The organism is Moheibacter lacus, from assembly GCF_014042165.1.
Taxonomy (GTDB): domain Bacteria; phylum Bacteroidota; class Bacteroidia; order Flavobacteriales; family Weeksellaceae; genus Moheibacter; species Moheibacter lacus.
The window spans coordinates 33,998-58,998 of the sequence record NZ_JACDZE010000004.1; the positions used below are offsets into that span (position 1 = coordinate 33,998).

The 25,001-nt window shown below is 37.9% G+C and carries 21 protein-coding genes; 11 read left to right on the forward strand and 10 right to left on the reverse strand.

Annotated elements, in window-relative coordinates:
- Positions 1 to 2: 2 nt before the first annotated feature.
- The 3 genes from HU137_RS10755 to cdd are packed head-to-tail and all read right to left on the reverse strand — an operon-like array spanning position 3 to position 3,147.
- Positions 3 to 1,610, reverse strand: a complete 1,608-nt coding sequence (locus HU137_RS10755; protein WP_182043857.1) for a pyruvate dehydrogenase complex dihydrolipoamide acetyltransferase — start codon at positions 1,608 to 1,610, stop codon at positions 3 to 5.
- 2 nt (positions 1,611 to 1,612) lie between these two features.
- A complete protein-coding gene (pdhA, locus tag HU137_RS10760) occupies positions 1,613 to 2,617 on the reverse strand; it encodes a pyruvate dehydrogenase (acetyl-transferring) E1 component subunit alpha (protein ID WP_182043858.1) in 1,005 nt (334 codons plus the stop codon).
- 53 nt (positions 2,618 to 2,670) lie between these two features.
- Positions 2,671 to 3,147 carry a cytidine deaminase gene (gene cdd, locus HU137_RS10765; RefSeq protein WP_182043859.1) on the reverse strand — a complete coding sequence of 159 codons (477 nt, stop codon included), beginning with the start codon at positions 3,145 to 3,147 and terminating at the stop codon, positions 2,671 to 2,673.
- 68 nt (positions 3,148 to 3,215) lie between these two features.
- Between cdd and HU137_RS10770 the strand changes: the two genes are divergently transcribed.
- Positions 3,216 to 4,751 carry a YifB family Mg chelatase-like AAA ATPase gene (locus tag HU137_RS10770; protein ID WP_182043860.1) on the forward strand — a complete coding sequence of 512 codons (1,536 nt, stop codon included), beginning with the start codon at positions 3,216 to 3,218 and terminating at the stop codon, positions 4,749 to 4,751.
- A 137-nt stretch (positions 4,752 to 4,888) separates the two neighbouring features.
- Here the strand turns inward: HU137_RS10770 and HU137_RS10775 are convergent, their stop codons facing one another.
- The 7 genes from HU137_RS10775 to HU137_RS10805 all read right to left on the reverse strand — a co-directional run bounded on the left by HU137_RS10775 (position 4,889) and on the right by HU137_RS10805 (position 12,148).
- Entirely contained in the window at positions 4,889 to 6,496 is a 1,608-nt protein-coding gene (locus HU137_RS10775) for a S8 family serine peptidase (protein WP_182043861.1), read from the reverse strand.
- Between the two features lie 196 nt (positions 6,497 to 6,692).
- A complete protein-coding gene (locus tag HU137_RS10780; RefSeq protein WP_182043862.1) occupies positions 6,693 to 7,298 on the reverse strand; it encodes a WbqC family protein in 606 nt (201 codons plus the stop codon).
- A 76-nt stretch (positions 7,299 to 7,374) separates the two neighbouring features.
- Positions 7,375 to 8,928: a signal peptidase I gene (lepB, locus tag HU137_RS10785; protein WP_246361547.1), complete on the reverse strand. Its 1,554-nt coding sequence runs from the start codon at positions 8,926 to 8,928 to the stop codon at positions 7,375 to 7,377.
- A 53-nt stretch (positions 8,929 to 8,981) separates the two neighbouring features.
- Complete coding sequence (gene dapB, locus HU137_RS10790; protein ID WP_182043864.1) at positions 8,982 to 9,686, reverse strand: 4-hydroxy-tetrahydrodipicolinate reductase; 705 nt, start codon at positions 9,684 to 9,686, stop codon at positions 8,982 to 8,984.
- Between the two features lie 96 nt (positions 9,687 to 9,782).
- Positions 9,783 to 10,376 carry a DUF5683 domain-containing protein gene (locus HU137_RS10795; protein WP_182043865.1) on the reverse strand — a complete coding sequence of 198 codons (594 nt, stop codon included), beginning with the start codon at positions 10,374 to 10,376 and terminating at the stop codon, positions 9,783 to 9,785.
- 77 nt (positions 10,377 to 10,453) lie between these two features.
- A complete protein-coding gene (locus tag HU137_RS10800) occupies positions 10,454 to 11,335 on the reverse strand; it encodes a ParB/RepB/Spo0J family partition protein (RefSeq protein WP_182043866.1) in 882 nt (293 codons plus the stop codon).
- Between the two features lie 39 nt (positions 11,336 to 11,374).
- A complete protein-coding gene (locus HU137_RS10805) occupies positions 11,375 to 12,148 on the reverse strand; it encodes a ParA family protein (protein WP_182043867.1) in 774 nt (257 codons plus the stop codon).
- A 156-nt stretch (positions 12,149 to 12,304) separates the two neighbouring features.
- Between HU137_RS10805 and HU137_RS10810 the strand changes: the two genes are divergently transcribed.
- From HU137_RS10810 to HU137_RS10855, 10 genes are all read left to right on the forward strand, one after another.
- Positions 12,305 to 13,426, forward strand: a complete 1,122-nt coding sequence (locus HU137_RS10810) for a M23 family metallopeptidase (RefSeq protein WP_182043868.1) — start codon at positions 12,305 to 12,307, stop codon at positions 13,424 to 13,426.
- A gap of 780 nt (positions 13,427 to 14,206) precedes the next feature.
- Entirely contained in the window at positions 14,207 to 14,626 is a 420-nt protein-coding gene (locus HU137_RS10815) for an IS1/IS1595 family N-terminal zinc-binding domain-containing protein (protein WP_182043869.1), read from the forward strand.
- Between the two features lie 170 nt (positions 14,627 to 14,796).
- The gene (locus HU137_RS10820) at positions 14,797 to 16,017 is read left to right on the forward strand and encodes a hypothetical protein (RefSeq protein ID WP_182043870.1); all 1,221 of its coding nucleotides are present in this window, start codon (positions 14,797 to 14,799) and stop codon (positions 16,015 to 16,017) included.
- A gap of 18 nt (positions 16,018 to 16,035) precedes the next feature.
- A complete protein-coding gene (locus HU137_RS10825; protein ID WP_182043871.1) occupies positions 16,036 to 16,293 on the forward strand; it encodes a DUF4212 domain-containing protein in 258 nt (85 codons plus the stop codon).
- A gap of 17 nt (positions 16,294 to 16,310) precedes the next feature.
- Complete coding sequence (locus tag HU137_RS10830) at positions 16,311 to 18,023, forward strand: sodium:solute symporter family protein (protein WP_182043872.1); 1,713 nt, start codon at positions 16,311 to 16,313, stop codon at positions 18,021 to 18,023.
- A 175-nt stretch (positions 18,024 to 18,198) separates the two neighbouring features.
- Positions 18,199 to 18,393 (forward strand): hypothetical protein, encoded by a 195-nt coding sequence (locus HU137_RS10835; protein ID WP_182043873.1) that lies wholly within the window; start codon positions 18,199 to 18,201, stop codon positions 18,391 to 18,393.
- A 34-nt stretch (positions 18,394 to 18,427) separates the two neighbouring features.
- Positions 18,428 to 21,076 carry a sodium:solute symporter family transporter gene (locus HU137_RS10840; RefSeq protein ID WP_182043874.1) on the forward strand — a complete coding sequence of 883 codons (2,649 nt, stop codon included), beginning with the start codon at positions 18,428 to 18,430 and terminating at the stop codon, positions 21,074 to 21,076.
- A complete protein-coding gene (locus HU137_RS10845; RefSeq protein ID WP_182043875.1) occupies positions 21,073 to 21,441 on the forward strand; it encodes a response regulator transcription factor in 369 nt (122 codons plus the stop codon). The genes HU137_RS10840 and HU137_RS10845 overlap by 4 nt, the downstream gene beginning before the upstream one ends.
- A gap of 146 nt (positions 21,442 to 21,587) precedes the next feature.
- Positions 21,588 to 23,498, forward strand: a complete 1,911-nt coding sequence (gene acs, locus HU137_RS10850; protein WP_182043876.1) for an acetate--CoA ligase — start codon at positions 21,588 to 21,590, stop codon at positions 23,496 to 23,498.
- A gap of 120 nt (positions 23,499 to 23,618) precedes the next feature.
- A complete protein-coding gene (locus HU137_RS10855) occupies positions 23,619 to 24,977 on the forward strand; it encodes a DUF4403 family protein (RefSeq protein ID WP_182043877.1) in 1,359 nt (452 codons plus the stop codon).
- Positions 24,978 to 25,001: the final 24 nt, after the last annotated feature.

A 25,001-nucleotide genomic window follows, 5' to 3' on the forward strand; every position in this document is an offset into this window, starting at 1 on the left:
ATCTAAATAAACATCGTAATTGGATTCTCTAAATACATCACTAAAGTTTGTAAAAATTGGGCACCTGTTGCTCCATCAACTGTTCTGTGATCGCATGCCATAGAGAGTTTCATGGTATTGCCAATCACGATTTGTCCGTTCTTTACAATGGGTTTTTCGATGATGGCTCCGACAGACAAAATACATGAATTCGGTTGATTGATAATGGAGGTAAAGGACTCGATTCCAAACATCCCTAAATTTGAAACAGAAAAAGTACTTCCTTCCATTTCATCTGCTTTTAGTTTTCTATCCCGGGCTCTTTTGGCCATATCTTTTACTTCACCAGAAATATCAGCAAAAGATTTGAAATCGGTATTTTTAATCACCGGAACGAGAAGTCCATCTTCTACGGCAACTGCAACTCCTATGTTGATGTCTCCATGGATCAAAGTTTCATCTCCTTTCCAGCTGGAATTGACCTGTGGATGCTTTCTCAAAGCCAAAGCACATGCTTTTACGATGATATCGTTAAATGAAATTTTAGATTCAGTATGGACTTTGTTGATTTGCTCACGCGAACTCATACAATTGTCCATATTCACTTCCACATTGAGATAATAATGCGGTGCGGTGAATTTGGATTCGGCCAATCGTTTGGCTATGACTTTTCGCATCTGCGAATTGGCTACCGTTTGGCTCTCTTGTTTTACATAATTTAGAGAAGTGGAAGCAATTGCCTTTGGTGTGAAGTTCTCAACATCTTTTTTGATAATTCTTCCATTATCACCACTTCCTTCGACTTGCGCAAGGTCGATTCCTTTTTCTTTTGCTAAACTTTTGGCTAGAGGAGAAGCGAAAATTCTTTCTCCGGATGAAACAACTGCCGGTTTTTCCGTTTTCGTTTCCTTTGGCTCAGCTTTTATTTCTACTGGTTTTTCGGTCTTTTTTTCTTCCGATTTCTCAGCTTGTTTTTCTTCTTTTTTAGGTGAAGGTTTTTTCGAAGAAGTTAAACCTGATACATCTGTTCCTTCAGGGCCTATGATCGCCAAAACAGTATCAACAGGCGCCGATTTTCCTTCTTCCGCACCGATGAACAATAAAGTACCATCATATTCGCTCTCAAATTCTTGAACGGCTTTGTCGGTTTCGATTTCAGCTAGAATATCACCTTCAGCCACTTTATCACCAACTTTCTTATGCCATTTTGCTACAGTTCCTTCTTCCATCGTATCACTTAATCGAGGCATGGAAATGACATTTACACCTTCTGGGATTTCAGTCGAAACTTCAACTTCTTCAACAGCTTCTTCTGAATTTTCTTCAGCCGTCGCTTCTTCAGACTGAACAGGACTTTTTTCTGATTTCTCTTCTCCTTCAGCGAAACTTTCTCCTTCTTCACCGATCACGGCTAAAATCGAATCCACTTTGGCTGTTTTTCCTTCTTCAACTCCTTGAAAAATAAGGAAACCATCGTATTCACTTTCAAATTCCTGGATGGCTTTATCGGTTTCAATTTCAGCCAAAATATCGCCTTCCGAAACTTTATCTCCTACCTTTTTGTGCCATTTTACAACCGTCCCTTCTTCCATTGTGTCACTCAGACGTGGCATTGTAATTTTTTCAGCCATAGTTATTTGTTGTTTTCGATTAAATCAATAAATGGATAATCTTCTTGTGAATAAGTGTATTTGTACATATTTTCAACAGGTGGGAAAGCAGAGTCATCAGCATATTTTACACATTCTTCGACATCTTCTTTTACTTCATCTATGATTTTGTCCAATTCTTCTTGCGTAGCAAATTTATTCTCTAAAATATGGTGTTGAACCAATAAAATAGGGTCTTCATCTTTGTATTTCTCCACTTCTTCTTTAGTACGATAAGGTTCAGCATCAGACATGGAATGCCCACGGTATCTATAGGTTCTGATGTCTAAAAAGGTAGGGCCGTCACCGCGCCTTGCTCTTTCTAAAGCTTCAAATGCAGCTTCTGCAACTTTCACAGGATCCATCCCATCAACCGGAATAGAAGGCATTTCATACCCCAATCCTAATTTATAAATATCATTATGGTTGGCTGTTCTTTCAACTGAGGTTCCCATAGCATATCCATTGTTCTCACAAACAAAAACCACCGGAAGTTTCCAGTTCATCGCCATGTTAAAAGTCTCATGAAGTGTTCCCTGACGTGCAGCACCATCACCAAAAAGACAAATAGAAACATGATCTCGGTTATTGTATTTGTCACCAAAGGCCATTCCGGCACCAACTGGAATTTGACCACCTACGATTCCATGCCCTCCATAAAAATGGTGTTCTTTACTGAATATGTGCATAGAACCACCTAAACCTCTTGAGGTTCCGGATTCTTTTCCACAAAGTTCTGCCATGATTCTTTTTGGGTCAACACCCATCGCCATCGGCCAAACATGACATCGATAAGCAGTTATGACTTTGTCTCCCGATTTCATTGCGTGTAAAAATCCGGCAGGCAAAGCTTCTTGACCATTGTATAAATGTAAAAATCCTCTGATTTTTTGTTTCAAGTACAAGGAACGGCATTTGTCCTCAAATCTTCTCCAGAAATTCATTTCTCTATACCACTGGAGATAAGTTTCTTTTGTAATCTTTTCCATAAAAGTTCTCGTGAGAGGCAAATTTAATTGGAATAATTTAGTTGTGCAAACCACTAGTTTATTAAGGATTCTTTATCAAAATAAAGTGGTAGGAGAGAAGCAGCCGTCGGAATTACCAAAACCTTGCCTTTTCTGTTATGAAGGAATATTTCAATTGGTTGATTTTGAGATGTTTCGTATTCTAAAAGTGTCTGCCTGCATAGACCACAAGGAGAAACAGTTTGATCTGAATCCAATACGGAGATGGCCAATTTTATTTTTTTTTGATTGGGGAAATTGGCGTTTGCATAAGAAAGCAACGTTCTTTCTGCACAAATCCCAACCGGATACGAAGCATTTTCTTGGTTGTTTCCGCTTAGAATTTCTCCATTCTCTAACAAAACTGCTGCGCCCACTCTGAAATTGGAATAGGGAGCATAGGCTTTTTTTGCTGCTTCAATTGAAATTTGAATTAATTTTTTTTCTATTTCTTCTAATTCTTCTAAGTTGTCAAATATTTGAAATTCTGATACCTGTTTTATCTTTCTCATACTAATTTTCACAAAATGAGAAGCAATTTAAAAATTATTCTTAACTTTTAATTCCAAATCCAACTTAAATGTTAACCAAAGTTTACGGTAGCGCTATTTACGGTGTCAATGCAAAAACCATTACTATAGAAGTAAATGTCGACATAGGTGTTGGCTATTTTTTAGTAGGTCTTCCGGATAATGCGATCAAAGAAAGCAATTATAGAATCGGAACCGCATTGTTAAATTCTGGATACAAAATTCCGGGAAAAAAAATCACGATAAACATGGCGCCGGCTGATCTTCATAAAGAAGGTTCTGCTTATGATTTGACCATTGCAATGGGGATTTTGGCTTCCTCTGAACTCATCAATGCTGAAGGGATTTCTGAATATTTGATCATGGGCGAACTTTCATTGGATGGTGAAATCAGACCGATAAAAGGTGTATTGCCAATCGCTGTTCAAGCTAGAGATGAAGGATTCAAAGGATTTATACTACCCAAACAAAATGCAAAGGAAGCAGCTATAGTGAGTGATTTGGAAGTGATTGGGGTAGAAAATATCATGGAAGTCATCGATTTCTTTGATGAAAAGAAAAAAATTGAACCTACAAAAATTGATATTCAAAAGGAGTTTTTTGAACAACTCAATGCTTTTCCATTTGATTTTGGTGATGTCAAAGGACAGGAAAATGTCAAACGCGCTTTGGAAATTGCAGCAGCCGGAGGACACAATATCATCCTCATAGGACCGCCGGGGAGTGGAAAAACGATGTTGGCCAAACGAATTCCATCGATACTTCCCCCTTTGACTTTAGAAGAAGCTTTGGAAACAACCAAAATCCATTCGGTAGCAGGAAAATTAGGTGAGAAATCAGGTTTGATGACTGTGAGACCTTATTGTTCGCCACATCATACCGTTTCAGACGTAGGTTTGGTGGGTGGCGGCTCATTTCCTCAACCCGGAGAAATTTCGCTTGCGCATAATGGGGTTTTGTTTTTAGATGAATTGCCCGAATTTAAAAGAACGGTTCTTGAAGTGATGCGGCAACCGCTTGAAGATAGGGAAATCACCATTTCCCGAGCGAAATTTACAGTGACCTATCCGTCGAGCTTTATGCTTGTCGCTTCGATGAACCCAAGTCCGAGCGGTTATTTTCCTGATGATCCGAACAATACTTCTTCTCTTCAAGAAATGCAACGCTATATGAACAAAATCTCAGGACCATTAATCGATCGAATTGATTTACATATCGAAGTAAATCCGGTTCCATTTGATGATTTGTCTGCGGAGAGAAATGGTGAAAAGAGCATCGAAATCAGAAAAAGAGTGGTCAATGCGAGGAATATCCAAACGCTTCGGTACCAAGATTTGAATAAAATTCATAGCAATGCGCAAATGGGACCAAAGGAATTGGATGTTTATTGTCAATTGGACGAAACCGGGAAAAAGTTGATAAAAAATGCCATGGAGAAATTGAATTTGTCTGCCAGAGCTTATGACCGGATTTTGCGTGTCGCCAGGACCATTGCAGATTTGGAAGGGAGTGATGATTTGAAAAGCGATCATATAGCAGAAGCGATCCAATACCGAAGTTTGGATAGAGAAGGCTGGGGGATTTGAGTTGGAGAGTGGTTGAGAGATTGAGTTGGAGAGTGAGGAGGGGGGCTATAAATACAATTTTCCTAATTTTTACCAAAAAATCCCGCCTGAAAACTCAAACGGGATTTTATGCTATAAATGTTGAATGGCATTATCCATCATTTCTTCTTGTACATTTCTTCTGCCAATTGAACTGCTTTATAGGCATCTACGACACCACCTGTAACTGAAATGTCCGTTAATTGTGGATCTTTATTGACTGAATTCATGATGATTTCTTTTACTTCAAGTGCAGTCAACTTTGGATAGTGAGACCAAACCAAAGCCGCAACTCCGGCTGTAACCGGTGAAGCCATACTCGTTCCGTTTTCTGATTTGTATTTGTTATGTGGAACAGTCGACATGATGTCGGCTCCCGGCGCAAAAACATCTACCGATTTTTTACCAAAATTGGAAAAACTCGCTTTTAAAACCAAGGGATCTTCTGTGGAAGCACCTACGGTCAATAATGACTGAATAATTGGATTTCCTTTTTCGTCAAAATTGGTCGGATAATGAATTATTTCGTCGATGTTTTCATTGTCATTTCCGGCTGCTTTGACCAATAAAACACCTTTCTTTTCTGCATAACGCATCGCATCCCAAACCAATTCTTTATCGGGCGAATGACTTTTCCCAAATGACATATTCAGAATTTTTGCTCCATTGTCTACAGCATAACGAATGGAATTGGCAACGTCTTTGTCGCGTTCGTCTCCATTTGGAACAGTGCGTACGCCCATGATTTTTACATGGTTTCCGGCAATTCCATCGATTCCACGGTTGTTTCCTCTTACAGCTGAAATCAATCCGGCAACATGACTTCCATGTCCTGCATCTGGTCCTTCAACATCAGCGTTTCCGTAATTTTTTTCTTTTTTATCATCATAATTGTCCCCGACTATTCCTCTTGATTCAAAATCAACATTGTAGTGATAATTGATTTGTCCGTTCAAATAATCCAATCCACCTTGAAATTCGTCCTTCAATTCATCATAAATAGCCTGCATGGTTTTTCCATCCCAATAATCTTTTGGAATTTGAGCGAAAAACTGTAATCCCATCATCGACTCTTCAGTCGGCGTATATTTTCCTAAATTTTCTTCAGTAACCGGAACATCTCCAAAATCCTTGATCAAAGCCGGGAAACCTTTGTTGACCATATCCATCATGCCTTGGTATTGCGGTAGGTAACCTTTGGCTTCTGCAAGTTTGGACGAGATTTCTGCTTTTATGGATTGGTAATCAGCATAAGCTTCCGGATGTTTGGTTTTATTTTCCGCATTTTTGTTTGCATCGCTGCTTTCAAACATTGGTAAATAGGTGTATTTGTACATCCTTACTTTTTCAAGTGTGTCACCATCTACGTTTTTACCATCAGCTCCACCTATGAAATTCCAACCGTAAATATCATCGATATATCCGTTTTTATCGTCATCTTTTCCGTTTCCGGCTTTTTCTTTTGGATTGATCCACATATTATCAGCCAAATCAACATGGTCAGCCTGAACACCACCATCCAAAACACCAACGATAAAATCTGTCGGTTTGCGTTTGTTTTCTTTTAAAAACTGATGCGCTTTCTCTGTATTCACACCAAATTTCCCGGTAGCTTCTTTGTCAGCATTGTACCATACTTCCATAGTAGTTTCTGCTACTGCATCTTGTCCGTATCCGCTGAAAGAAAGCATAAATGCCATTCCCAACGTCATGATAATTTTATTCATTTCTTATTTATTTACTTTTACAATTCATTTTTCTATCATCCAACTTCCATCAATTTATTGATAAAATCTTCACCGAATTTTGAGTCGAAATGATCTACACTTTTACTGAAAAGGTCTGTAAGAGAAAGGTGTAAATCATATTTTTTTATAAATTCTGTACAATTTCTCAACCTACAAAGTGTTTTAAATCAAAATCTTAGTGATTTTGGATGAGATTTGAGATATAGGTCGAAGCTTTTGGTCCTTCGTTACAAATTAGATCCAAAATGCTCAAATCGGGCATGAATTCAAACTTCTCATCAAAGACTTGAAAGTACTCCGGAAAATTTCCGGTTGGTTCTTTTTTAGCACTAAATTGATTTCGGAAATCCAATTCTTCTGAAACGATTTCATAAGTTTCAGTCAAATTATAAGTTAAATCCAATTTTAATTTCGAAGCAATAAATTCCATCGTTTTTAAATTCAAATCGAGTAAATATTTCTCTTTGGATTCAAAAATCGGTGCCAAATCATCTTCGTAGTATTCAAAATACGGCGAACTTTTATAAGCTGAAACGAGGGATTTAAAATGTTCTTTCTGCCAATTGTATTCATCTGAAATTTGAATGTCTTTGAAAACCCTTGCGCCATTGTGTTTTGTGGGAATCGCCAATCGCAATTTTCCGTTTGCACCCTGGATGTAACATCGGTTCCGGAAGGTTTGTTTCGGAAAATGTTCATAAGCTTCCAATTGAAAACTTTTAGCCTGAACCAGAGCTGCGAAATAGGAAATAGGGCCGAAATAAAAGATTGGAAAAATCATTTTAAGTGAATTTATTTAATAAACCTTGTCAAGATTATTTCATTCTGAAGATTAACCTTGACAAGGTTGGGAAGGCTTAGTTTTTATTGCCTTCTTTAGCTTTTTTCTTTTTGATACGGAAATAATCCCAAGTAAAGAAAGCGATCAAAGCGATCAATACATAAAGACCATAGGATTTTTTGTCCGGATTATCGTTGTTGATCGAAGTCATGAATCGACTCCAAATGAACTTGTTCGGTGCCGGTTCAAACATTCCGTTCATGTTGGCCCAAACAAAAATAGGTCGACCGATGATGTTTTCTTCCGGAACATAGCCAAAGAAACGCGCATCCAAAGATTGGTTTCGGTTGTCACCGATCATGTAGAAATAATCTTGTTTGATTTCATATTGGTTGGTTTCTTTTCCATTGATCCAATATTTATCACCTTCAATTTTCAGATCGTTGCGTTCATAATTTTTGATGATATTGTAATATTGGGTAATCGAATTTTTATCCAATTTCACAACATCGCCTTTTTTCGGAATATAAAGCGGTCCATAATTGTCTTGGTTCCAATTTTTATCCAAGGGGAAAATCGTATAAGTACTGTCGATTTGACCATTTGCGTATTTGCGTTCGTCTTTTTGACCCTTTGGGGTGATTTTTTGATCCACCGAAATGACATTTGGATTTCGTTTGAAATCCTCTGCCATGGATTTTGTCAAGGCTTTGAAAATATACGTGTATTGGTTGTCACTTCTTCCAATTACACCAAAATCAGTTCCTTCCAGTAATCCATAATTTTCATACATCAATTGTGGACTGAAAGGGACTTTTGAAATCACCAAATAACTGTGTTGAACCCAAGCATCCTTTTTCGGAATGAAAGGTTTTCCATTTACTTTTAAAACACTATTGTCAAATTCGATAGAATCACCGGGCATTCCCACCAAACGTTTTACATAGGCATCTTTACGGTCAATCGCATCAAAAGCAGAATCGGTCGGATAATTAAAAACCACGATATCGTTGGCTTTTAAATCTCTCCAACCCGGCAATCGCATATATGGTAATCTGGCTTGGTCGACATAAGCTTTTCTATTGATGAATTCTGAAAAAGGAATTCCGATAGGAGTGAATGGAACTCTGATTCCATAGCTTACTTTTTCCACGAAAAGTGCGTCCCCGATTTTGATCGTGTTTTCCATAGAACCAGTCGGTACGACCATCGGCTGGATGAACCATGTATGCACCAAAGTCGCCAAAACGACAGCAAATAATAGTGCTGCAATAAAAGTTCCTTTTCGTTCTTCTGGTCCTTCATAATCGGGTTTTTCTACATAATTTAAATAAAAAGAATAGAGTCCAACGGTTACCACCATCAAAATCGCATCTGTCCAAGTTCTTTTCCCGAAACTTCTTCCGAAATCTACCCAATAAACCCACCACATAATCGGTGCAACAATTGGAGTGAAAAATAGGATGATCCACCATTTCGGTCGTTTGATGAGGTCTAAACCGATCCAGAAATTATAAAAAGGAATGAAAGCTTCCCAAGCCTTTCTGCCTGCATTTTTGTACAATTGCCAAGTGGATGCTCCGTAGATGATGTTGTAAAGAATAAAAGCGACTAACCAGTAGAGTAACATATTCAATTTTTATTTTAAGTCTGCTAATTTAAGATTTTCGGCGAATGTCTTTGTTAATTTAAACCCAAAACGTCTTTCATCGTAAAAAAACCTTGTTTTCCATGGATCCATTCTGCAGCTAGAACTGCGCCCAATGCAAATCCCTTTCTCGTATGTGCGGTGTGTTTGATTTCGATAGAATCGATTTCAGAATGGTAAGAAACGGTATGCGTTCCGGGAACATGGTCGATGCGTTTGGCGTAAATGGGGAGATTTTCCTCTGAAGTTTTTGAGTCTAACTCCCAATTTTTTATAGCCGAATTTTCCATGATTTGCTCTGCGAGCGAAATGGCGGTTCCACTCGGTGCATCCAGTTTTTGGGTATGATGGATTTCTTCGATTTCGACTTTGTATTCGGGATATTTCGCCATCAATTTCGCTAAATGATGGTTCAATTCGAAAAATAAATTCACTCCCAAACTAAAATTGGAACCATATAAAAAAGCCGCATTATTTTCTTGATTGATCGTTTTGATTTCTTCTAAATGAGCTAACCAACCTGTTGTACCTGAAATAGTTGGTATTTTATTCTCAAGTAATACTTTTAGGTTTTCAAAAGCGACCTCAGGATTGGAAAATTCGATGGCAACATCTACATCTTTCAAATCTTCAGCTTTAGGTTTTCGATTCAATTTCGCAACGACTTGATGACCTCTTTCGATTAAGATTTCTTCAATGGCTTTGCCCATTTTTCCGTATCCGACGATTGCTATGTTCATTTAAATTTGTTTAAAAGTTTAAAGTTTGAGGTTTCAAGTTTAAAGTTAATCTTAGAACATCCAACATCCATTCTCGTCCACTCAACCACTCCATCACTAAAATTTATAACTCACCCCAAATCCCATGGCGAGTTCAGCGGTTTGGAGGTTTTGTAGCATGATGGGTTGAAAAGATAAATCGGGATCTTTTTTGATGCCGTAGAGATGTGCATCAACCGTTGCGTCCACGATGTTTAAAATATATCCGAGTGCTGTCAGTGCGATGGCGTAATCCCGTGTACGTTTTCGATCGTCTTGGATATTGGCCAATTGTTCCACACTCATGTTGTTCAGTGTCGGATTTTCCAATTCATACCCATACAATTTGTCCAAATAATAACCTCGGTATTCTTTGTATTGGTTGTTATAATAAATGATAAATCCGGCTCCGGTTCCCAGTATTCCCCAAACCAACGGTGCTTTCCACCATTTTTTATTGTAAATCTGACCCATTCCCGGTAAAATAGCAGAATATAACGAAGCCCTGATCGGGTTTTTCATGGTCAGATAGTCGATCGTATCCAATTTTTCTGTTTCATTTACTGCGACGATTTCCGTGATAGGTTCGGTAGTTTGTACAGAATCGTTTTCGACTTGTGAAAAAGCCAAAATGGGTAAAATGAGAAGTATGGTTAGGATCTGATTTTTCATGTGTTTATTATTATTGCTTTTCAATGTTCACATGTAACCTTTGATGATTAAAAATAATTATTTTAATCATTTCGGTTTCATTCCAATATTTTTCGAATTCGCTCAAACTCCTGATCAGAACTGAAATCGATGATGATTTTTCCTTTTCCGTTTTGTGATCTTTTGATTTCAACTTTGGACTGAATGTTCTCTGCAATCAAAAGTTGAGAGCGTTTGAATTCGTTGGGTAATTCTTTTGATTTCGAAATTTTCTTTGCGTTCGGTTTTTTATAAAGTTGCAAAAGTTTTTCTGTTTCACGTACAGAAAGATTGTCTGCAATGACTTTTTCATAAATTTCCAATTGCAAATCGATGTCGTCAATGGCGATGATAGCGCGACCATGTCCCATGGAAATCATGCCGTCGCGGATTCCGGTTTGGATGATGGGGTCCAATTTTAAAAGTCGCAAATAGTTGGAAACAGAAGTTCTGTCTTTTCCGACTCTATGGCTCAATTGTTCTTGGGTCAAATTGATTTCATCAAGCAGTCTTTGGTACGAAAGGGCGATCTCGATGGCATCTAAATCCTGTCGTTGGATGTTTTCGACCAATGCCATTTCGAGCATTTCCTGATCGTTTGCCAATCGGATATAAGCCGGAATGGTTTCCAATCCTACGATTTGCGAAGCTCTGAATCTTCTTTCTCCCGAAATTAATTCATATCCATCATCGATTTTACGAACCGTAATGGGTTGGATCACACCAAGCACCGCAATGGATTTTACCAAATCTTCCAGTGCATTTTTGTCGAAATTGGTTCTGGGCTGATAAGGATTGGTTTTGATTTTCTTTAAATCGACTTCTACGATATTTCCTACCAACTTTTCTGCACCCTTGTCCGAAGCTGAAACCACACTTGGTTCGTCTTTTAACAAAGCAGAAAGTCCTCTTCCTAGTCGACTATTATTCGTTTTTGCCATAATTTTTATAATTATTTTAAATGTTGAATTTAAAATAGTTTAGACAGTATCGTTATTTTTCACCAATAATTCTCGGGCCAAATTTAAATAATTTTCCGCACCCTTGCTTCCGGCATCATAGGCGATGATCGCTTCCCCGAAACTCGGCGCTTCTGAAAGCCGGACGTTTCGTTGGATGATCGTATCAAAAACCATTTGTGGGAAATGGCTGTTGACTTCTTCTACCACTTGGTTGGAAAGTCGTAAACGCGAATCATGCATAGTGAGTAAAAGCCCTTCGATATCTAGGTTTTTATTGTGATGTTGTTGAACGCCTTTGATTGTATTCAAAAGTTTCCCCAAACCTTCCAGCGCGAAATATTCGCATTGGATCGGAATCACGACTGAATCAGCTGAGGTCAAAGCATTTAAAGTGATCAAGCCCAGTGATGGAGCGCAATCGATGATGATGTAATCGTAATCGTCTTTGATTTCTTTGAGTGCTTCTTTGAGTAAATATTCGCGGTTTTCATGATCGACGATTTCGATTTCTGCTGCTACCAAATCTACGTGTGCCGGAATGATGTCCAGATTTGGAGAGTCCGTTTTTTGGATGGCTTCTTTGGCTGTAATTTCATGTTCGAGCACTTCATAAGTTCCTTCTTCTACTTCTTCTACATTTAAACCCAGGCCGGAGGTTGCATTGGCCTGCGGATCTGCATCAATCAACAAAGTCTTTTTTTCTAATACACCCAACGAAGCTGCTAAATTGACAGCGGTTGTGGTTTTTCCTACGCCTCCTTTTTGATTGGCTATGGCAATTATTTTCCCCATAAAATGCTACTGAATACGTTTGATTTTTTTGAATTCCGGGTAAAAATACAACAACTAAAACGAGGAATAAAATTCAATCCTTAATTTTTATAAACAGCCTTGTGCTTCTATTTGTAAATCAGTTTTGATTATCTTTAAAATCTAAAACTCTCTATGATGTCTTTGAAACAAATCTTTTTAGGTCTTTTGATCTTGATTGGGCTTTTTGCATGTAAAAATGACGAAGCCCAAAGCACTCCTTCCGATTTTTATGTTGCTCTTCCATCACCACCGGTAAAAATGGTGAATACTTCCGGGACTTGGTTGGTCTATGAAATGCACATCAAAACACCATCCGTTCAAAAAGTTGATATTTCAAATGCTGAAAACGAATTGCTGACTTATACCGATTTTAATTCGAGCGAAGACATGCATTTGGCAAGTATCTGGCTTCCTTTTCCTGAAAATGGTTGGAATGTTTCACAATTGAACCATAGGTTTACTTATTTAGATGCAATGGGAAATGAAAAAGAATTTGATTTCAATTTAACCTTGCCTTCCGATTTCCCTGATCCGATCACCATCCAATTTCCGGTTCCTCACGGAGTTTGGATCGCAGAAGGCGCTCCCGGAGCCAATTCCTATCATACCAGAGCCTTGTTTTCTTATCCGGAACCGATTTTTGATGAAGACCAAAATGGCTATTTATTTGGCAATAACCCACAACGTTATGCGATTGACTATGCATTATTGATAGATGGATTGCCTTATGAAAATGATGGGACGCAGCTCTCAGATTGGCATTGTTATAACTTACCTATTTTGGCGGCTGAGGGCGGTACCGTTGTTTTTACACGATCCGATATTCCCGATAACCAAACGCCGGGCGAATTGGATTATGAAACCGGTATTGACAATGCGACGGGAAATGTCGTTTACATCAAACATCCTGACGGAAGCATCGGGACTTATTGTCATATGGTGCCCAATTCCGTTTTGGTAGAAGTAGGCGATGAGGTGACCACCGGTCAGGAAATAGGCCGATTGGGCAATTCAGGGAACTCTTTCGGACCACATCTACATATGCATGTATTGACCAATCCGGAGAACCAAAGCATAACCGAATATTCCGATGGATTTTTCATGGAAAGTCTTCCATATCGTTTTGCGGACTTTACCAAACTGGGCGCTCTGCCACCGGGTTATCTAGATGAATCGCCCTTAGTTCCATTTGTGCCAACCATGTCAGAAAGCTGCCAGCATCAATTGCCTTCTGAAAGTGATGTGATTGAGTTTTAAAATGAACGTCTTTAAAATTTATTCACGAATTCATCATTTATTTAAGGAGTCCATCGATGCTTCGCATGTCAAAATCTTGAAATCGAGGAAAGAGATTCAGCGAATGTAATACAAGTACTAAAAGCTATGAGTTAAAGCAATTGACTCGCGGTACTCGTCGAACCCTTCAGTTTTCTCATCTTTAAGATAATTTTTTAAAGGATTAAATTAAAATCCATCCCTGTAAATCTAGGGGAAATAGAAGTAAAATTCAGCGAACTACAAAAAAAATACCCGCATCCTCTAAGAATGCGGGTATAACCTAACTAACCTAAACCTATGAAAAGCCATTAAAGCTTTTTCGTTGGTACAAAGTAAGGTTGTTTTTTTAGATTGGAATATACCAAGATCTTGGTATTCTCATGTTTTTAGATAAAAAAATACCCGCATCCTCTAAGAATGCGGGTATAACCTAACTAACCTAAACCTATGAAAAGCTATTATGGCTTTTCGATGTGGCAAAGTAAGGACGTTTTCTTCGCTCTCGGTATACCAAGATCTTGGTATTTTTAGATTGGGAAATAAAAAAAATACCCTCGTACTGAAAGAACGAGGGTATAACCTAACTAACCTAAACCTATGAAAAGCCATTAAAGCTTTTTCGTTGGCACAAATTAAAGGCAAATTTTTGGTTGTAGCTATACCAAAATCTTGGTATTTGTTGATTTTATCTAAACGTAATGATTATTTAACATTTAAATTAATTTGCAAAATTGGTATATTTATGGAAAATTAATATACATGATGATTTCCAATTGCCCCCGATGTGACCATAAGCAAATAGTTAAAAGTGGAATCGTAAACGATAAACAACGGTACCGCTGTAAAAAATGCAATTATTTTTTTACCGTCAACAAGATCGGGAAAAAGATTGATGATTATTATGTGACCAAAGCCTTGCAGCTTTATCTGGAAGGGTTGAGTTACCGTGAAATTGAAAGGATTTTGGGTATTTCTCATGTTTCAGTCAGCAATTGGGTGAAAGAGTTCAAAATCAAAAAACCTGTACATAAAGACTATCATCCTACTTATAAAATTTATAACCATGAAGAAATTGTAGAATTCATGAAAAATAAACAGAATCTATCAGGTGCGGGAATGGTCATAACGGAGCTTGGAGATAAGTTCATGTTGATCAAATGGGAGCGTTTTAAAGATTAGCTATTGTAAATTAGCAAAAATATATATCTAATTTTTATTTTTTTTAGGATTAATTCATTTTAGTGTTCGCTATACACTTGGACAATTGTTGTATAAATAATTGTAAATGACTTGAAAAATCTATTTTATTCAAGTTGAAGTGTGCAATTAACACTAAAATTAATTACACTATGAGGAACAAATTTTTTATCATCCTTTTTTCTTTGGGGATATTTTCAATGGCGCAATATGCCGACGAATACACTGGAGGATTGAACATCAAATTCAATGAGGATGGAAGCAAACACCTTCGTTTTATTTCTTGGGGGCAATTTTGGGCGCAGGATGTAGAGGGAAGTAGCCCAAATGATGGAATTTCGGTGCGTCGTGCCCGGGTTTTAATGTATGCGCAGATCAGTCAACGTTTTATGATTTTGACACATTTTGGGTTGAATTCTTTGAATGACAACAATTTATCTCCAACAGGTAAAAATGGAGATGCGCAATTGTTTCTCCATGATGCTTGGGGAGAATTTAATGTGATTCCTGAGCTTCAGGTTGGTGCCGGATTACATTATTGGAACGGAATCAGCCGACTGAACAGTGCAAGTACTTTGAATTTTTTGACCATGGATAACAACAGGTCTTCATGGAGTACGCTCGGGTTGACAGATCAGTTTGCGCGTCATTTGGGGATTTATGCCAAAGGGAAAATAGGGAAATTGGAGTATCGAGCTTCAGTAAATGATGTGCTGACCAATTCACTCGATGGCGATGCCAATACCGTTTTGGAGTCAGGTCAGGAAGCCTATTTAGGAAAAGCTCTTTTAAATGAAGGAAAATATGCTTATTCAGGCTATTTTGAATATCAATTTCTGGACAGCGAATCCAATTTTCTTCCTTATAAAGTCGGAACCTATTTGGGAACCAAAAAAGTCCTGAATGTCGGTGCAGGATTTTTCTATCATCCGGATGGGATCGCTTTTAATAATGCCGGAACCCTTGAAGCGGAGGACGTTTCGCATATAGGAGCAGATGTTTTTTATGATTCACCGATCGGGAGTTCAGGAGGAGCAATCACAGCGTATGCCGGTTACCAAAATTCAAAGATGGGTGAAGATTATTTAAATGGTAGGATTTATGGAAATGGCGGTCAATTTTATGGTCATGTCGGCTATTTGATTCCGAAATCTGCAGAAGAAAATAAATTCAGAAACCGCATCCAGCCCTATGTGGCTTATTCGCACAGAGATTTCAAAGGTTTAATCGAACCGGCAAAAGAACTACGCGCCGGCGCCAATTGGTACATCGATGGTCAAAATGCAAAATTGACAGTGGAATACCAAAAAGCATTTGATTTACCTGAAAATCAAAACGACCAAATCACCATCCAAGCGATGATCTTTTTATAAAAATTTAAAATAAGCATTATGAATTTAGACAATAAAGCAAAAGCATATTGGAAAGAGAATTTAAAGTATCTATCCATTTTACTGACCATTTGGTTTTTAGTTTCGTACGCAGCCGGGATCATCTTTGCAGATGCGTTGAATGCCGTGAAATTGGGCGGATTCCCGTTAGGGTTTTGGTTTGCGCAACAAGGATCTATTTATGTGTTTGTCATCCTCATATTTGTGTATGTAGTCTTGATGAACAAGTTGGATAAAAAATACGGATACGATAACTAACCTTTAAAACGAATTTTATGAATGTACAAATATGGACTTATATCATAGTAGGAATTTCTTTTGCGCTTTACATCGGAATTGCAATTTGGTCGAGAGCCGGTTCTACTAAAGAATTTTATGTTGCAGGTGGAGGAGTTTCGCCACTTGCAAATGGAATGGCAACAGCGGCAGACTGGATGAGTGCGGCCTCTTTTATTTCGATGGCGGGAATCATTTCATTTGCCGGATATGACGGGGCAGTTTATTTGATGGGTTGGACAGGCGGATATGTCTTATTGGCATTGCTTTTAGCGCCTTATTTGAGGAAGTTTGGGAAGTTTACCGTTCCGGATTTCATCGGTGACCGATTTTATTCTAAAACAGCTAGAGCTGTTGCAGTAATTTGTGCACTGATCGTTTCTTTTACTTATATCGCAGGTCAAATGCGGGGTGTAGGTGTTGTTTTTTCAAGATTTCTGGAAGTGGACATCAATACCGGCGTGATCATCGGGATGATCATCGTGCTTTTTTATGCGGTTTTAGGAGGAATGAAAGGAATTACTTACACACAAGTTGCACAATATTGTGTTTTGATTTTTGCCTTTATGGTTCCGGCCATTTTTATTTCGATCCAAATGACCAACAATCCGATTCCACAATTTGGGATGGGCGGTACGCTTTCAGATGGTTCTGGCGTTTATTTGTTGGATAAACTCAATGGATTGCAAACCGAATTGGGCTTTGCCGAATATACGAGCGGCACGAAATCCACCATAGATGTTTTTGCCATTACACTCGCTTTGATGGTAGGTACGGCAGGATTACCGCATGTAATTGTTAGGTTTTTTACGGTGAAACGAGTAAAAGATGCCAGAAAATCTGCAGGTTTGGCATTGTTGTTCATCGCTATTTTGTATACGACAGCACCTGCAATTGCGGTTTTTGCCAAAACGAATTTGATCGAAACCGTTAGCAATAATGAATATGCTAGCATGCCTCAATGGTTCAGTAATTGGGAAGAAACCGGATTATTGGCCTTTGATGATAAAAACCAAGATGGGAAAATCCAATATGTTGCAGATGCCAATGCAAATGAATTGACCATCGATAACGACATCATGGTTTTGGCTAATCCTGAAATCGCACAACTTCCAAATTGGGTCATAGCATTGGTTGCAGCTGGAGGATTGGCTGCAGCGCTATCAACAGCTGCCGGACTGCTTCTGGTAATTTCGTCTTCGGTTTCGCATGATTTGATCAAAAAAATGGTCAAACCGGATATTTCAGAAAAAGGAGAATTATGGGCAGCGCGTATTTCTGCAGCTTTGGCGGTTTGTGTTGCCGGCTATTTCGGGATCAATCCTCCGGGATTTGTCGCAGCTGTTGTGGCGCTTGCATTTGGATTGGCGGCAGCTTCTTTCTTTCCGGCCATTATTTTGGGTATTTTCTATAAAAAGATGAACAAAGAAGGCGCGATTGCCGGTATGGTAGTGGGAATGTCATTGATGCTTTTCTATATGTTGAAATTTAAATTTGGAATATTTGATGGAGGAAAAGACGCAGTTGCAGGACTAAAAGAGAGTTGGTGGTTTGGGATTTCTCCTGAAGGATTTGGAACGATTGCGATGTTGGTGAACTTTATCGTTGCACTGGTGATCAATCAGTTTACACCGGCTCCTCCGGAAGAAGTTCAAGAAATAGTAGAAAACATCAGGATTCCTTCTGGCGCAGGTGAAGCCGTAAATCATTGATAATTGATAATTGGTTTCGAATTTCGAATTCTACTTCCATTTTTGGAAGTAGAATTCGTATTTTTAACAAAATTTAGTATGAAAACCCATAGTGGGCATTTGTCAGAGCAAAGTTCGATAATCTCCAAAATGATTAAGTGCCTGAATCATAGGTTTTTGATGGAAATTTTAATAGATGAAAAAACGCCACGAACAGAAATTGGTCATTATATCGATTTTCCTTTTGATTGCCTTTAACTTGCCTTTGGTTTTAGTAGCAGATTACCGTGGACAAATAGGAGGAATGCCGGTTTTTTATGTGTATATTTTTTCGGTTTGGGCATTGACCAGTTTGTTCAGTTTCTTAATAATAAAGCGATACGGTGAATAATGTCTTGATTCTTCTGGTAATTTTATTGTTCTACATGGGGATTTTATTTGCAGTAGCCCATTGGAGTGAAAAAAAGAGACAGAGTCGATTGTTAAATAATCCCTATGTATATTCGCTTTCTTTGGCTGTATACTGTTCAGCTTGGACTTACTATGGAAGTACAGGTGTGGCGGCTCATTCCGGTATTACATATTTGACTACTTATATAGGTCCTATTATCATTATTCCCTTTTGGATAGTGGTTTTACGTAAGATTTTGCGGATTTCGCGTATCAATAAGATTTCCAGTTTGGCTGATTTTATTTCGCTCAGGTATCAAAATAGTAGGATTTTAGGTGGGCTGGTGACTTTGATCTGTATATTTGGGATATTGCCCTATATTTCTTTACAACTCAAAGCGATTTCAGAAACCTTTCATGTCGTAACCCAAACTGAATCCACGCATATTTTTAATGACACGACCACTTATGTAGCCATTGTTTTGGCTGGATTTGCGTCATATTATGGAACTCGTTATAGTGATGCTTCGCAGAAAAGAATCGGGATAGTTACGGCTGTCGCAATGGAATCCGTGTTGAAATTGTTTTTCTTTGTGTTGGTTGGGGTTTATGTGACTTTTTTTGTTTTTGACGGATTTGGGGATATTTATGCAAAAGCAAGTCAGTTTGCGAATTTTGATCAACGCAATACGATTGGCAGTCTTTCCGGCGGTGTGAATTGGTTTTTCCTTTGTGTACTTTCCATGTTTGCTATATTCTTACTGCCTCGACAATTCCAAATGACCGTCATAGAGAACAACCGAGAAAGTCATATCAAAACAGCGATATGGTTGTTTCCCTTGTATATGTTGATTTTCAATTTATTTGTTTATCCGATCGCTTGGGGTGGAAATATTTTATTTGAAGGTGAAAAAGTAAATTCTGACTTATATGCTTTATTGATTCCGCAATTATTTGGAAACAAATTCATTACTGTCCTTGTATTTTTAGGTGGATTTTCAGCCGCCATTTCCATGATCATTGTTTCGTGTATCGGTTTGTCTACGATGTTGAGTAATAATATATTGATTCCTTATGGTTTTTTAGGACAATTAAAATCTGTAGAACCAAGGGAAAATGAAAGTCGCATTTTAAATATCCGTCGAATCAGCATTTTTTTATTGATCATTTTGGCCTATTTCATCTATCGATTTTTAGTTTTAGATTATAATTTGGTCTCGATCGGGATGATTTCATTTGTGATTATCGCCCAACTTGGACCGGTGTTTTTTGGGTCTTTATTTTGGAAAAGAGGATCAGAAGCGGGCGCAATATCCGGAATCATCCTCGGATTTTTGGTTTGTTTTTATACCCTGCTTTTACCGACTTTTATAGGCGTTTATGATAGTTCATCTACGTTTATTTCAGATGGTCCTTTTCATATTTCTGCACTCAAACCATTTCAACTATTGGGAATTGAATTCTTAGAACCCATTCCGCATGCACTTTTTTGGAGTTTATGGGTCAATGTTTTTACTTATGCCGCCGTCTCAGTTAGCTTTAAGGGAAATTATAGAGAACGAAATTATGCAGAAATGTATGTCGATATCGATCAATACACGAACAATCATGAGAACGCATTTATTTGGAAGGGAACAGCTTATACGCGTGACATCGAACAAGTTTTGATCCGATTTTTAGGTGAAGCAAGAACCAAAAGAGCTTTGAATATTTTTAATTTGAAGTACAATGTCGATAAAAAGCAAGAAAAAGCAGATTCCCGATTGATAAAGTTTGCAGAAAATTTATTGACAGGACATATCGGAACGGCTTCAGCGCGCATTTTGATTTCGAGTGTGGTCAAAGAAGAGAAAATTACGTTACCTGAAGTTTTGACCATTTTGGAAGAATCTAAAGAAACCATCATGCTGAATAAAAAACTGACCGAAACCTCAAATGAATTAAAAAATCTTTCGGCTCAATTGAAGTTGGCCAACGAAAAATTGCTGATAAAAGACAAACAAAAAGACGAATTCCTTAGTACGGTAACCCATGAATTAAGAACGCCCATTACCGCCATTCGCGCAGCAGGCGAAATATTACATGATGATCATGAAGTGCCGGAAGAACTGAAAATGAAATTTTTACAAAATATCATAACTGAATCTGATCGGTTGAATCGATTGATCAATACCGTTTTGGATTTAGAGAAATTTGAATCGGGAAATCAGAAAATTCATCTGAATGAGCACAAAATACTGGAAACCCTAAATCAAGCATTGAGCCCTTTGAATCAATTGATCCAAAAAGAAAATATAGAAATAGAATTTCATATTCCTGCGAATTTGAATCCAATTCAATTTGATCAAGAAAGAATCATCCAAGTCATCCAAAATTTGGTTTCAAATGCCATTAAATTTAGTGACAAAGAGCATCCGCAGATAGAAATTTCAGTTTTTGAATCAGAAAACGAAACCCTTTTTAAATTTTATAACAACGGAAAACATATTCCGGAAGATGATGTAAATTTATTGTTTGATAAATTCTTTCAATCTAGTCAACAAACATTGAAAAAGCCGATTGGTAGTGGTCTTGGATTGACGATTTGTAAACAAATTATCGATGCTCATAAAGGAAAAATTTGGGCAGAAAATGAAAAAATAGGCGTTACCTTTTGTTTTATAATCCCTAAATTCATCAAATGAAGAAAAAAATATTAATCGTAGATGATGAACCCAATATCGTGATGACGCTTGAATATACCTTTAAAAAAAATGATTTTGAAGTATTTATTGCAAGAGATGGTGAAGAAGCTTTATCTATTTTGGAAAATGAAATTCCAGAGGCCATCATCCTCGATATCATGATGCCAAAAGTGGACGGTTATGAAACCTTAAATACAATCAGATCAGATAAAAGACTGCAAGACTGTAAGGTTGTGTTTTTAACCGCCAAAAATAAAGAAGATGATATCCAGAAAGGGTTGGAAATGGGTGTTGATGCTTATATTACCAAACCTTTTTCTTTAAAAAATGTCGTAGAGAAAGTCAATGAATTGATGGAAGCCTGATTTTGATATATGGTTTAGGGTCAATTGATTTCAAAACCTTTGTTTTGAATGGGAATAAATGCTTTTGATGTATACCAAATTAGTAAATATACTTTTTTTAACGCATATTAAATTTGTATTTTTAACTATTAAAATTAATTGACACAATGAATTACTACGAAATCGGAAGTTTAGAAGACTACTTTAAAATCTATAACAAATCAGTACGAAATCCGGAAGAATTTTGGGGAACCATTGCCGATGAGAATTTCAATTGGTACCAAAAATGGGACAAAGTACTGGAATATGATATGATCCATGCGGACATCAAATGGTTCAAAAACGGGAAAGTTAACATTGTAAAAAACTGTATCGATCGGCATCTGAATAAAAGAGGTGAGAAGACAGCCATCATTTTTGAACCCAATAATCCAAATGAACCAGCACAGCATATCTCGTATTTAGAATTGCACGAAAGGGTTTGTAAAATGGCCAATGTGTTGAAAGAACAAGGCATCCAAAAAGGAGATCGGGTCTGTATCTATCTTCCGATGATACCCGAGTTGGCCATCGCTTTATTGGCCTGCGCAAGGGTAGGAGCGATTCATTCGGTCGTATTTGCCGGTTTCTCCGCATCAGCTTTATCATCACGCATACAAGATTCTGATTGTAAACTGGTTTTGACTTCAGATGGAGCTTACCGAGGAAGTAAATCCATCGATTTAAAAGGAATTGTAGATGATGCACTTGTGAACTGTCCAACCATTGAAAAAGTTTTGGTCGTAAAACGAACCAACTCTGAAATCCAAATGAAAGAAGGACGTGATTTTTGGATGGAAGAATTACTGGAAAATGCAGCCAAAGATCATGTCGCCGAAATCATGGACGCAGAAGATCCATTGTTCATTTTATATACATCAGGATCTACAGGAAAACCAAAAGGAATGGTACATACGATAGGCGGATATATGGTCTACACAGCTTATACCTTTAAAAATATTTTCAATTACAAAGAAAACGATGTCTATTGGTGTACGGCTGATATCGGTTGGATTACCGGTCATTCCTACATCGTGTATGGTCCACTTTTAAATGGTGCGACAACGGTTTTATTTGAAGGCGTTCCTTCGTATCCTGATTTTGGTAGATTTTGGAATGTGATTGATAAACATGAAGTTACACAATTTTATACCGCTCCTACAGCGATTCGTGCACTTGCCAAAGAAAATCTCAGTTTTGTAGAAAACCATGATTTATCCTCCATCAAGGTTTTGGGTTCCGTTGGTGAACCGATTAATGAAGAAGCTTGGCATTGGTACAACAACAATGTCGGGAAAAAGACAGCACCAATTACCGATACTTGGTGGCAAACCGAAACTGGTGGAATCATGATTGCGCCACTTCCATTTATTACGCCGACCAAACCGACTTATGCGACGCTACCACTTCCGGGGATTCAACCGGTTTTGATGGATGAACGCCGAAATGAACTGGAAGACAACCAAGTCGTAGGAAGTCTCTGCATCAAATTCCCTTGGCCGGGAATGGCAAGAACGATCTGGGGTGATCATCAACGATTTGTGGATACGTATTTTTCTGCTTTCCGAGGGAAATATTTTACAGGTGACGGCGCATTACGTGACGAAGTGGGTTATTACAGGATAACTGGTAGAGTAGATGATGTCGTAATTGTTTCAGGTCATAACCTTGGAACGGCACCGATTGAAGATGCGATCAACGAGCATCCGGCAGTTGCAGAATCAGCGATCGTAGGTTTTCCACATGATGTGAAAGGAAATGCACTTTATGGCTATATTACGTTAAAAGAAACAGGAGAAGTACGCGATCGTGATAATTTGAGGCGTGAGATCAACGAACATATTTCAAGTCACATCGGTCCGATTGCTAAATTGGACAAAATCCAATTCGTTTCCGGTCTTCCAAAAACCCGTTCCGGTAAAATCATGCGTAGGATCCTTCGCAAAATAGCAGAAGGAGATTTCTCCAATTTCGGGGATATTTCTACGCTTTTAAATCCGGAGATCGTAGAAGAAATCAAAAATGAACGCATCGACTAGTTGAAATTCAAATCATAAAAAATGATTGTCCGGATAAATTTTTATTCGGACAATTTTTTGGTGCAAATCTTGTTATGATAACGATTCATTTTGCCTTATATGAAGTCAAATTATTTTCGAATGTTATTCATCGTCGGTTTATTGATTTTAAGTGGATTTTCATTCGCCCAAACCGACGAAATCTATACTTTTCCTAAAATCAAGTCTCATCTTACCTTGCCGATTTCCATTCCTGTTGCTGAGGTAAATAACTTGATCAATGGCTCGGTTACGGGCGTTTTGTTTGAAGACAATTCGTATACGGACAACGACAACGACCAGTTCAAAGTCCGTGTCGAGAAAAGCGATAAAATTAAATTGACAGCGCTGAAAGAAAACCGTTTTCTGATCGAAGTTCCACTGAAAATTTGGGCGGAACAAGGCTATGGTGGAATGGGATATTATGTATACCAAGACACCAATTTCCATGTGACGATGAAATTTATTTCTTCTGTCGAATTCCAACCTGATTGGACACTGAAAACCCAAACCAAAACCCATGGATTTGACTGGACGGTAAAACCGGTTTTGGATTATGGAAAAGTGAAAATCCCGATTTCTTCTTTGATCGAAGAAACTTTGACCGAACAACAAGCCAAATTCACATCGGTAATTGACGATAAAATCAAGGAAAGTTTTGATTTGAAACCTTATTTGTTGGCAGTTTGGAACAATTTCAGTTCGCCGATCAACATTTCGGAGGAATACAATACTTGGCTGAAACTGACACCGGAAAAAGTCTATTTGTCACCGGTGAAAATTTATGCGGATTACATCAAAACCACTGTGGGACTGGATTTGTATTCGGAAACTTTTATTGGAAGAATTCCACTTCCTTCTCCATTACAAATTACATTTCCCAATTATATACTGAAAGAAGAAATGAATCCCGATTTCAATCTGAAAACCACGGCCAATGTTTCATTTGAAAAAGCAACCCAATTGGCCAAAGCCCAATTTCTGAATCAGGAATTCGTCTTAACCAGTGAAAAAAACAAAGTGAAAATCACGGATGTAAAAGTGTATTCGGAAGAATTTTATGTCGTCATCGAGGCCGAAACTATCGGCGAAGTTAGTGGAACTTCTATCATCAAAGGCATTCCGGTTTATGATGCGGATAAACAGAAAATTGTTTTATCCAAAATTGATTTCAAATTGAAAACCAAAAACCTATTTCATAAAACGGTGGCGACTTTATTTGAAGGAAAAATCAAAAGGATGATAGGCGAGGAGTACGGCATCCCGATGGATGAAATCATTTCAGCTTCAAAAAAAAGTTTGACCGAGAATTTTAATAAAGAATACTTTCCGGGCATTTATTTAAAAGGAAGAGTAGTGGATTTGTACCCAAGTCAGATTTTGGTTTTCAATCAAAATTTAACGGTTGTAATTGATACCGATGCACATCTGCAGATGAATGTAGACGGTTTGAGCTTTTAGAAATAGGGAAATTAGATTTGAGTT

Bases quoted from the DNA above. Each gene is read 5' to 3' on its own strand.
- HU137_RS10755 (WP_182043857.1), bottom strand. From the start codon at position 1,610: ATGGCTGAAAAAATTACAATGCCACGTCTGAGTGACACAATGGAAGAA.
- pdhA (WP_182043858.1), bottom strand. From the start codon at position 2,617: ATGGAAAAGATTACAAAAGAAACTTATCTCCAGTGGTATAGAGAAATG.
- cdd (WP_182043859.1), bottom strand. From the start codon at position 3,147: ATGAGAAAGATAAAACAGGTATCAGAATTTCAAATATTTGACAACTTA.
- HU137_RS10770 (WP_182043860.1), top strand. From the start codon at position 3,216: ATGTTAACCAAAGTTTACGGTAGCGCTATTTACGGTGTCAATGCAAAA.
- HU137_RS10775 (WP_182043861.1), bottom strand. From the start codon at position 6,496: ATGAATAAAATTATCATGACGTTGGGAATGGCATTTATGCTTTCTTTC.
- HU137_RS10780 (WP_182043862.1), bottom strand. From the start codon at position 7,298: ATGATTTTTCCAATCTTTTATTTCGGCCCTATTTCCTATTTCGCAGCT.
- lepB (WP_246361547.1), bottom strand. From the start codon at position 8,928: ATGTTACTCTACTGGTTAGTCGCTTTTATTCTTTACAACATCATCTAC.
- dapB (WP_182043864.1), bottom strand. From the start codon at position 9,686: ATGAACATAGCAATCGTCGGATACGGAAAAATGGGCAAAGCCATTGAA.
- HU137_RS10795 (WP_182043865.1), bottom strand. From the start codon at position 10,376: ATGAAAAATCAGATCCTAACCATACTTCTCATTTTACCCATTTTGGCT.
- HU137_RS10800 (WP_182043866.1), bottom strand. From the start codon at position 11,335: ATGGCAAAAACGAATAATAGTCGACTAGGAAGAGGACTTTCTGCTTTG.
- HU137_RS10805 (WP_182043867.1), bottom strand. From the start codon at position 12,148: ATGGGGAAAATAATTGCCATAGCCAATCAAAAAGGAGGCGTAGGAAAA.
- HU137_RS10810 (WP_182043868.1), top strand. From the start codon at position 12,305: ATGTCTTTGAAACAAATCTTTTTAGGTCTTTTGATCTTGATTGGGCTT.
- HU137_RS10815 (WP_182043869.1), top strand. From the start codon at position 14,207: ATGATGATTTCCAATTGCCCCCGATGTGACCATAAGCAAATAGTTAAA.
- HU137_RS10820 (WP_182043870.1), top strand. From the start codon at position 14,797: ATGAGGAACAAATTTTTTATCATCCTTTTTTCTTTGGGGATATTTTCA.
- HU137_RS10825 (WP_182043871.1), top strand. From the start codon at position 16,036: ATGAATTTAGACAATAAAGCAAAAGCATATTGGAAAGAGAATTTAAAG.
- HU137_RS10830 (WP_182043872.1), top strand. From the start codon at position 16,311: ATGAATGTACAAATATGGACTTATATCATAGTAGGAATTTCTTTTGCG.
- HU137_RS10835 (WP_182043873.1), top strand. From the start codon at position 18,199: ATGAAAAAACGCCACGAACAGAAATTGGTCATTATATCGATTTTCCTT.
- HU137_RS10840 (WP_182043874.1), top strand. From the start codon at position 18,428: ATGGGGATTTTATTTGCAGTAGCCCATTGGAGTGAAAAAAAGAGACAG.
- HU137_RS10845 (WP_182043875.1), top strand. From the start codon at position 21,073: ATGAAGAAAAAAATATTAATCGTAGATGATGAACCCAATATCGTGATG.
- acs (WP_182043876.1), top strand. From the start codon at position 21,588: ATGAATTACTACGAAATCGGAAGTTTAGAAGACTACTTTAAAATCTAT.
- HU137_RS10855 (WP_182043877.1), top strand. From the start codon at position 23,619: ATGTTATTCATCGTCGGTTTATTGATTTTAAGTGGATTTTCATTCGCC.